The following is an 8,394-nucleotide window of genomic DNA, read 5'->3' on the forward strand; positions in this document are numbered from 1 at the left end:
GCCGCCTGTGCTTGGTTAATTGAAAAACACATGCTAAAACAAGCAGGAATAGCAGAAGTCAGTGTCAATACCCTAACTCATCGAGCTCGACTCGTCTGGGACCCCACGAAAATAAAACTAAGTGCCATTATCACCCAACTACAAAGGTTAGGTTACAAAGCCTCCCCTTTTGAACAAGACGATCAAGAACAAGCATACCACCGAGCTTCAAAGCAATACCTTTATCGTATCGGTGTTGCCGGTATCGCATCGATGCAGGTTATGATGGTTGCTGTTGCACTCTATTTAGAAGTTTTTTCCGATCTCGATGACGCTTTTAAACATTATTTTCGGATCGTTAGCTTTTTCTTTGCCACTCCTGTCATGCTTTATTCAGCGTGGCCATTTTATGAAAATGCATGGCGAAGCATCAAAGCTCGCGCACCAAGTATGGATATCCCGGTTTCTATCGCAATGATCATGGCATATGTTGCAAGTGTTGTTGCGACAGTCAACCGTTCAGGCGAGGTGTTTTATGAAGCGGTAACCATGTTTGCTTTCTTCTTATTACTTGGCCGATATTTTGAGATGAAAGCTCGACGAGAAGCCTCTGCTCATAGTGCAAATTTGCTCAAATTGGTGCCAACGTTTGCTACCTTATCTGATGGATCACAAGTCCCTGTAAGGCAATTGAATGTAGGCGATACATTACGAGTGTTACCAGGAGAAAATATTCCTTCTGATGGAAAAATTCTTTCAGGGCAAGTGTATGTGGATGAGTCCATGTTAACAGGGGAGTCCGTTCCTGTCGTGAAAATAATGGGTGATGATGTTTTTGCTGGCACTTTAAATGGTGATGAATCTTTTGAAATGCAGGTAACTAAAAATAAAGCAGAGTCAATGATTTCTCATATAGTTCGCATGCAAGATAACGCCCAGATAAGTAAACCAAGAATTGCAGAAATTGCCGATATTGTTTCACGTTATTTTGTCATAGCGACATTAGTTATTGGCGCAGGGACTTGGCTATTTTGGCACTTTTATCATCCAGAAAACGCATTTTGGATCATGCTTTCGGTTTTAGTGGCAACCTGCCCATGCGCCCTCGCATTAGCCACTCCGACCGCAATTACCTGTGCGACCTCTCGTTTAAGCCACTTTGGCATTTTACTCCGTAAAGGGCATGTTTTTGAAACTCTTTGTCAAGTGAATCACTTGATTATGGATAAAACGGGAACACTGACTGAAGGTCGCATCGAGATTTATCAAACAAAAGTACATGATACACATTTTTCCCTCCAGCAATGTCAAGCCATTGCCGCCAGTTTAGAGCGACATGCTAATCATCCTTTAGCGAAAGCTTTTACTTCTTTTGCGGATGAGAGTTATCAAGTTGAACAGGTAAAAAACGTAATAGGAAGTGGTCTACAGGGCATTTATCAAGGACAAACTCTCCGATTAGGCTCGGCGTCTTTTACTTTAGGTCAATCCGATCTCGATGCGCAAGAACTCGATTGTATTTATCTCAGTAGTAATACACGGTTGATCGCTTCATTTTATTACCGCGATCCGATTCGTCGTGAGAGCTTGGCGATGGTCACTGAGTTCAAAAATGCGGGGATTCGTTTAACTCTATTATCCGGAGATAATCAATTGAACGTACAACGAGTCGCGGACAAAATGGGCATTGAACATGTGGTTGCGAATGTGACTCCAGAACAAAAATTAAACTATCTACACTCTCTACCGGATGATACCATCACCTTAATGATTGGTGATGGTATTAATGATGCTCCTGTCCTAGCCGGCGCGCATCTTTCTGTTGCCATGGGAGGAGGAACCGATGTCGCTAAAGCTTCATCTGATATGGTTTTATTGAATGACAAACTCAGTAATGTGCTTAAAGCTCGAAAACTTGCGTTTAACACTCGGAAAATCATTAAAGAGAATTTATGGCTATCTTTGTTCTATAACCTACTGATTCTACCTTTAGCCATAATGGGTTATGTCCCGCCTTATATTGCCTCTTTAGGAATGTCGCTCAGCTCGGTTGTCGTGATTGCAAATTCAATGAGGTTATTGAAGTTCCATGGATAGTTTTTTTCTATTAGTGCCCGCTGCCATTTTATTTACCGCCCTCGCCTGTGCGATTTTTATCTGGGCGGTAAAACATGATCAATTTGAAGATTTAGAGCGGCAAGGTCATAACATTTTGTTTGATGATGAAGAGCCAAAACAAGAAGAAACCGATGCTTGCAAATCACAATACCGCCTAGAACCACAAGAAAAAGAGGACAAATAAGCCATGGTCACGCCAGATTTTATTGGAGCGTTTGTGATTGGTCTGCTCGGAGCTGGGCACTGTATGGCGATGTGTGGCGGGTTAAGTTCATTATTAACCATCGGATCCCCCTCTGCTCATCCTATGTCTCATACTCTCCTTCTTTACAATGCAGGGCGTATCATTAGCTATATGGTTTTTGGCGCTTTGATTGGTGGATTCACCGCCTCAATCTCTCAACTCGCTAGCTTAAATCAATCTCTCATTTGGTTACGTTTATTGGCCGCCATGTTTATGGTCATACTGGGTCTTTATATTGGTCGCTGGTGGTTTGGGCTATTAAAGTTAGAAGCGGTTGGGCAAAAACTGTGGTATTACCTTTCACCATTAGGACGCCACTTTTTACCCTTAACATCCCGTTGGCAAGCGATCCCATTTGGCTTTATTTGGGGCTGGTTACCGTGTGGATTAGTTTATTCCATACTGACTTGGGCTGCCGTTTCAGGCAGTGCCATTTCGGGCGCTTTAATTATGGGCGCATTTGGCATGGGGACACTACCAGCGATGTTAGCTATAGGCGCGAGTGCGACTAAATTAAAACATATTCAACAGTCTAAATATTTTCGTCAACTAGCCGCTCTTTCAATTATTGCCTATGGCTTTTATACCGCTTATGGCGCTGTTGAAATATTGCTCGCCCTATCTTAAGAAGAAAGTGAGTGAGACTTTTAGACTATCCTTTCATGTTAATGAATGGTAGAATCTTGATGTATATCAATTTAGTGAAAGGTTGTTATGATTTCTGATAAGCCTGCTGCAAAGCGCATTCAATCTGGTGGTTGTGCAATTCACTGCCAAGACTGCAGTATTAGTCAGCTTTGTATTCCATTTACATTAAACGAGTCAGAGTTAGATCAGCTTGATCAAATTATTGAGCGTAAAAAGCCAATTCAAAAGGGTCAAGAACTGTTTAAAGCAGGCGATGAACTTCGTTCTCTTTATGCGATACGCTCAGGAACCATTAAAAGCTATACCATTACCGAACAAGGCGATGAGCAGATCACTGCCTTTCACCTTGCTGGTGATCTGGTCGGCTTTGATGCCATTACCGAGGATTGTCATCCCAGTTTTGCGCAAGCATTAGAAACTTCCATGGTGTGTGAAATTCCTTATGAAATTCTTGATGACTTGTCAGGGAAAATGCCTAAGCTACGTCAACAAATTATGCGTTTGATGAGTAATGAAATTAAAGGCGATCAGGAAATGATTCTCTTGCTGTCTAAAAAGAATGCAGAAGAACGTTTAGCCGCATTTTTATATAATTTATCGACGCGTTTTTCTCAACGTGGCTTCAGCCCGCGAGAGTTTCGCTTAACGATGACCCGTGGAGATATTGGTAACTACTTAGGCTTAACGGTCGAAACCATTAGCCGCCTACTGGGTCGATTTCAAAAATCTGAAATTTTAAGCGTAAAAGGCAAATATATCACCATCTTAGATCATGATGCGTTAATGCAATTGGCTGGTGTGTCAAAAGAATCTAAATAAGTTCAATGAGGTAGCTCTTTAATGAGCTACCTCATACTTTTCCGAAAAATCTTCTCATATTCGCTAAAACTCTGACGCTAACTGCGCTAAAGTAACTCTAAGGTTGGTGGGTCCTAAACCTCCTACACAAACAAGGAGTCTGTTATGAGCATCTACAACAAGATATTAGTGGTTGCAGATATTAATCACGATGAACAACCAGCACTTGCCCGAGCGGTTCAGTTAGCCGCAAAAAGTCGTTCCCCGAGCCAAATTACTTTCTTTATGTCGATTTATGACTTTTCTTATGATATGACCTCTATGCTTTCGATGGATGAAAGAGATGCCATGCGACGAGGTGTCATTCATCAACGAGAAAAGTGGATGAAAAAAGTAGCTGAAGATTATATTGATTCTTCCATTAACTTTAGCGTCAAAGTGGTCTGGCACAATCGTCCTTATGAAGCGATCATCGCAGAGGTTTTTTCTGGTGAACACGATATTCTGATTAAGGGGACGCGCAAGCATGATATTCTTGAGTCGGTTATTTTCACCCCCACCGATTGGCATCTATTGCGCAAGTGCCCAACCCCAGTTTTATTGGTTAAAAATGCTGACTGGCCTGAAAATGCGAATATTATCGCTTCTGTTCATGTAGGGTCTGAAGTTGAAGCGCACCTTGAATTGAATGATATTATGGTTGAACAGTTACTCTGTTTAACTTCTCGATTGGATGCAATGCCTTACTTGGTGAATGCTTATCCGGTTACACCAGCTAATATTACAATTGAGCTGCCAGAATTTGACCCAACGACTTACACCGATGCAGTTCGTGGTCATCATCTCACGGCAATGAAAGCATTACGCCAAAAACATGGCTTGAATGAAGAACAAACGGTGGTTCAACAAGGTTTACCTGAAGATGTGATTCCAGCCGCAGCTGAAAAACTCAACGCAGCCATGGTTATTTTAGGAACAACGGGACGAACTGGCCTGTCTGCAGTTTTTATTGGTAATACAGCAGAACAAGTGATCGATAAAATCAATTGTGATGTTTTAGCACTAAAACCTAAAGGTTACATCAGCCCGCTTGATCCAAAAGTTGCGAATTAATCCTCACTTAATATTTGCTGATCAAAAACGCCCAGCGATTGCTTTTGGGCGTTTTTATTTAATCGTAAAAGGTCAACAAACCCTAGCATCTCGATCATATATCCGTATCATACGCACTTCACTTTGTTTTGAAGATTAAAGACCGCAAGCTAATGACAGAGCAGACCCAAGCACTAACCAAAGCCCAACAATACAATTTTAATAAATTACAAAAACGTATTCGCCGTAATACCGGCCAAGCCATTGCAGACTTTAATATGATCGAAGATGGCGATCGTATCATGGTATGTTTGTCGGGGGGTAAAGATAGCTTTACCATGCTAGATATTTTGATGAGTTTGCAAAAAAGTGCCCCCGTTTCTTTTTCATTAATCGCTGTGAACCTAGATCAAAAACAACCCGGTTTCCCTGAGCACATTCTTCCTGAATACCTTGCAAGTTTGGGTGTGGAATACAAAATTATTGAAGAAGATACCTATTCAATTGTACAAGAGAAGATCCCTGAAGGTAAAACCACTTGCTCGCTCTGCTCACGTTTGCGCCGTGGTATTTTATACCGCACAGCCAAAGCATTAGGTGCCACGAAAATTGCACTAGGACATCACCGTGATGATATCCTTGAAACGTTATTTTTAAATATGTTTTATGGGGGCAAAATGAAAGGAATGCCGCCGAAATTGGTTTCTGACAATGGTGAGCATGTGGTTATTCGCCCCCTCGCTTATTGTCGAGAAAAAGACATCATTAAATATGCCGATCTGCGCGGCTACCCGATTATTCCTTGTAATTTATGTGGTTCTCAGCCAAATTTACAACGACAAAACATTAAACAAATGCTAAACGGGTGGGATAAACAATTTCCGGGGCGGATTGAAACCATGTTTAGAGCCATGCAAAATGTGGTTCCGAGCCATTTAGCTGACTGTGAACTTTTTGATTTTAAATCAATAAACCGTGATTCTGGTGTCATTAATGGTGGCGATATTGGTTTTGATAAAGAACCGCTTCCACAGCTAAAACCAGATGATGAAGATATGGTAACAGAGTTTGATCCAAGCTTAATGCTTGATATTACTAACGTATAAAGAAGCACTATCGACTTCGATGCACGTCTTATGATGCGCATCGAAGTATTGAGTAATCACCTCGAACTAGCTTCTGGCAAGAAAGGCAATACTCGCCGAGTTGCCTTAGGTAATCGCATCCAACCCTGCTCACCGATCTGTTCAAGCGAAACTTGAACCTTACCATCAATAATCGGCAGCCATTCTCCACTACTCAACTCTATGTGTCCCTGCATTTCAGGGTCAAATTCTAATGTGACACCAGTAACTTGCGGTGTAAACCAACCCGCAAACATGCCCCCCAACTCTTGTAATAAACTTTGCATTTGTGGCAACAGATGGTTGATTTGCTGATAAGAGACCAGCGCTTCTAGTGGTTGTTTGCTCAATACCACCACAGAAAAATCACAACGCATATCGTTTGGTGTATCCACAAAAACCAGTGGGTTGGCTTGCCGTAAATGGTTATCGAGAGGAAGTAATAACTCATAAGATTTATTGGAAGACAATAACTCATAATGAGCTTCTTTTTCCATCCATGCTTTTTCAATCGGGCAAAGCTGTTTATTTTCGGCATTCACAAAAAAAATACCGACTTTCACATCCGAATACTGTTCTTTTGTGTTGTGTTTTAACTGAGAAAACAACTTTGAATAAGTAAACATGTATTCTTGTGCTTGAGCAGGAAGCGAAGCTCCCAATGATAGGCAAGTTAGTAGAAGTGTCGTCGGTAGTCTCATGTTTATTCACTCTGCCAATAAGGTTGGTTATGACGCATCATCGTTTGTAAATCGTGCACATAATCTTCACCACGTTCCGAGTATTTCAGTAAGCCATTGCTCAATGCCATAGCACTTTCGACACTAAAAAGGTCTGCATCACGCTGACGTAACTGAAAGCGGATTTCTCTGAGATCGTGATAGGCTGGGTTGCGATTGACGTTCATAAAATAACGATGGATAGATTCTTGTACTGAACTAAATTTTGCTACCTCATGAGTCATCCCCTCCTGACGAGCCAAAGGAACCAGGCCACAACCTTGTACGTAACACCATTGGCCAAAATAATTATTCGCTTCCCTAGCAAAGCGTGAAGTTCCCCAAGCTGACTCATTGGCGGCTTGAGTTAGTACCAGCGCTTCAGGTAGAACATCAACTCGATGCCACATTGCATCAAACCATGCCTCTGTCTGAGTGTCTTGCCACTCAATGCCATATCGCTGACCTAATTGAATGGCTAGCGCTCGATGCTGGGCTGACATTTTACCTTTACTTACAACGTGCTGTAACTGAGTAATCTGGCTCCTCTCTTGCAAAATCCGAGCATTTTCAAAAGCAACCCCAGGTTTTAAGTAAGAGAAAAAGGCATGTTTTTTTTCTCGTACATCGTTGATAGACCGAAAATCGGGAGCGTCAGATACCGCTTGCCCTTGGAGTACCGCCTCGGGCTCATCAGCCATTTTTTGATAAACATAAAGACCACCGCAGATTGTCAGTACGATACCAATAAGCATCAAAGTAAATTTACGCATTAAACACCTGTGAGTCTGAGTTATCATTATCGTGATCGTTTGGTTTTTTGGTGGCGATAATTTTCAAACGAATACCAAACATATTTCGATAAATAATGCCTTTAACATGAAAAAAGAAAGGCAACACAAAAATAAGTCCAATACCGTAAAATAATACCGCAGCGACAAACATCAGCATCAATAACGCATAAATGGCCACCAAAGGAATAAGTTTTCTATTGACTGCACGCAATGAAATCCAGAGCGATTGAACAGGCGGTACACGTTTTTCACAAATAAGAAGAATGGCACCACTAAATGCTAATGAAAAATACATCGATAAAAGCGGAAAAATCATTCCGGCGATACCTTGTAACAATAAGCTCAATAAAGTAGCTACAATCACTGGAATCGTAAATTGTAACCCTTTCGTAATATGGCTCGTTTTAGTTTTTAACCCAGCGGCGTGGCTCATGGCCATTAAACTCACACCAGCATAAATCGGCGCGCTGACCACTTCATAACTGAAATTAGCGATCAATATTCCCTGTACTATTTCTTGTGGAAACCCCTCGGCCTGCTCTAATGCGGTCAGAATGAGCGATGGATCACCGATCATCAGTTTCAAGGCGATAAAGAAAATAGCCACCTGAGCTATAATCATGATCCCAACCGCCGGAGAAAAGGATAAGAAATGCTTTAGGGTACAATCCCACGCTTCTTTTAATATTTCTCCAACTTTGAGTTGATATTGCCCCGAAAGGGCCTGCTCAACCGTTCCGCCTAAGTTGAATTCTTTTTCTAAATTATTACTCATAGTTTGCCCTAGATTGGCTGTTTAAAAAGCGAACACACCAAAATGAAAAATATTCGATCATTATACTGAAATACGGCGCAGTCTAAAATCTCATTACCAAACT

The 8,394-nt window shown here is 41.5% G+C and carries 9 protein-coding genes; 6 read left to right on the forward strand and 3 right to left on the reverse strand.

The genetic code is table 11. The features are described from left to right. The 6 genes from B7C60_RS15525 to ttcA form a co-directional block, all read left to right on the forward strand. A partial coding sequence (locus B7C60_RS15525; RefSeq protein ID WP_245869568.1) for a heavy metal translocating P-type ATPase occupies window positions 1-2,076 on the forward strand: 2,076 nt, incomplete at its 5' end. Further along, entirely contained in the window at window positions 2,069-2,281 is a 213-nt protein-coding gene (ccoS, locus tag B7C60_RS15530) for a cbb3-type cytochrome oxidase assembly protein CcoS (protein ID WP_099612422.1), read from the forward strand. The genes B7C60_RS15525 and ccoS, both read left to right, overlap by 8 nt. 3 nt (window positions 2,282-2,284) lie before the next feature. Beyond that, window positions 2,285-2,968 (forward strand): sulfite exporter TauE/SafE family protein, encoded by a 684-nt coding sequence (locus B7C60_RS15535; RefSeq protein ID WP_099612423.1) that lies wholly within the window; start codon window positions 2,285-2,287, stop codon window positions 2,966-2,968. Window positions 2,969-3,055: 87 nt separating this feature from the next. Then, a complete protein-coding gene (locus B7C60_RS15540) occupies window positions 3,056-3,808 on the forward strand; it encodes a fumarate/nitrate reduction transcriptional regulator Fnr (RefSeq protein WP_099612424.1) in 753 nt (250 codons plus the stop codon). Window positions 3,809-3,952: 144 nt separating this feature from the next. Continuing rightward, window positions 3,953-4,900: a universal stress protein UspE gene (uspE, locus tag B7C60_RS15545; protein WP_099612425.1), complete on the forward strand. Its 948-nt coding sequence runs from the start codon at window positions 3,953-3,955 to the stop codon at window positions 4,898-4,900. Window positions 4,901-5,052: 152 nt separating this feature from the next. After that, window positions 5,053-5,985, forward strand: a complete 933-nt coding sequence (ttcA, locus tag B7C60_RS15550) for a tRNA 2-thiocytidine(32) synthetase TtcA (RefSeq protein ID WP_099612426.1) — start codon at window positions 5,053-5,055, stop codon at window positions 5,983-5,985. 56 nt (window positions 5,986-6,041) lie between these two features. Here ttcA and B7C60_RS15555 read toward each other — a convergent pair whose 3' ends face one another. The 3 genes from B7C60_RS15555 to B7C60_RS15565 all read right to left on the reverse strand — a co-directional run bounded on the left by B7C60_RS15555 (window position 6,042) and on the right by B7C60_RS15565 (window position 8,291). Beyond that, window positions 6,042-6,704, reverse strand: a complete 663-nt coding sequence (locus B7C60_RS15555; RefSeq protein WP_099612427.1) for a DUF2987 domain-containing protein — start codon at window positions 6,702-6,704, stop codon at window positions 6,042-6,044. Window positions 6,705-6,706: 2 nt separating this feature from the next. Next, window positions 6,707-7,423: a glucosaminidase domain-containing protein gene (locus tag B7C60_RS15560; RefSeq protein ID WP_425445526.1), complete on the reverse strand. Its 717-nt coding sequence runs from the start codon at window positions 7,421-7,423 to the stop codon at window positions 6,707-6,709. A 64-nt stretch (window positions 7,424-7,487) separates the two neighbouring features. Beyond that, on the reverse strand, window positions 7,488-8,291 hold the full coding sequence (locus B7C60_RS15565; protein ID WP_099612429.1) for a DUF2189 domain-containing protein: 804 nt from the start codon (window positions 8,289-8,291) through the stop codon (window positions 7,488-7,490). Window positions 8,292-8,394 lie beyond the last annotated feature (103 nt).

Origin of the sequence: Vibrio fujianensis (genome assembly GCF_002749895.1) — a bacterium.
Taxonomy (GTDB): domain Bacteria; phylum Pseudomonadota; class Gammaproteobacteria; order Enterobacterales; family Vibrionaceae; genus Vibrio; species Vibrio fujianensis.

What these genes read in the sequence shown, in the direction of transcription:
- B7C60_RS15555 (WP_099612427.1), bottom strand. Translation starts at nt 6,704, where the DNA reads ATGAGACTACCGACGACACTTCTACTAACTTGCCTATCATTGGGAGCT.
- ccoS (WP_099612422.1), top strand. Translation starts at nt 2,069, where the DNA reads ATGGATAGTTTTTTTCTATTAGTGCCCGCTGCCATTTTATTTACCGCC.
- B7C60_RS15560 (WP_425445526.1), bottom strand. Translation starts at nt 7,423, where the DNA reads ATGGCTGATGAGCCCGAGGCGGTACTCCAAGGGCAAGCGGTATCTGAC.
- uspE (WP_099612425.1), top strand. Translation starts at nt 3,953, where the DNA reads ATGAGCATCTACAACAAGATATTAGTGGTTGCAGATATTAATCACGAT.
- B7C60_RS15540 (WP_099612424.1), top strand. Translation starts at nt 3,056, where the DNA reads ATGATTTCTGATAAGCCTGCTGCAAAGCGCATTCAATCTGGTGGTTGT.
- ttcA (WP_099612426.1), top strand. Translation starts at nt 5,053, where the DNA reads ATGACAGAGCAGACCCAAGCACTAACCAAAGCCCAACAATACAATTTT.
- B7C60_RS15565 (WP_099612429.1), bottom strand. Translation starts at nt 8,291, where the DNA reads ATGAGTAATAATTTAGAAAAAGAATTCAACTTAGGCGGAACGGTTGAG.
- B7C60_RS15535 (WP_099612423.1), top strand. Translation starts at nt 2,285, where the DNA reads ATGGTCACGCCAGATTTTATTGGAGCGTTTGTGATTGGTCTGCTCGGA.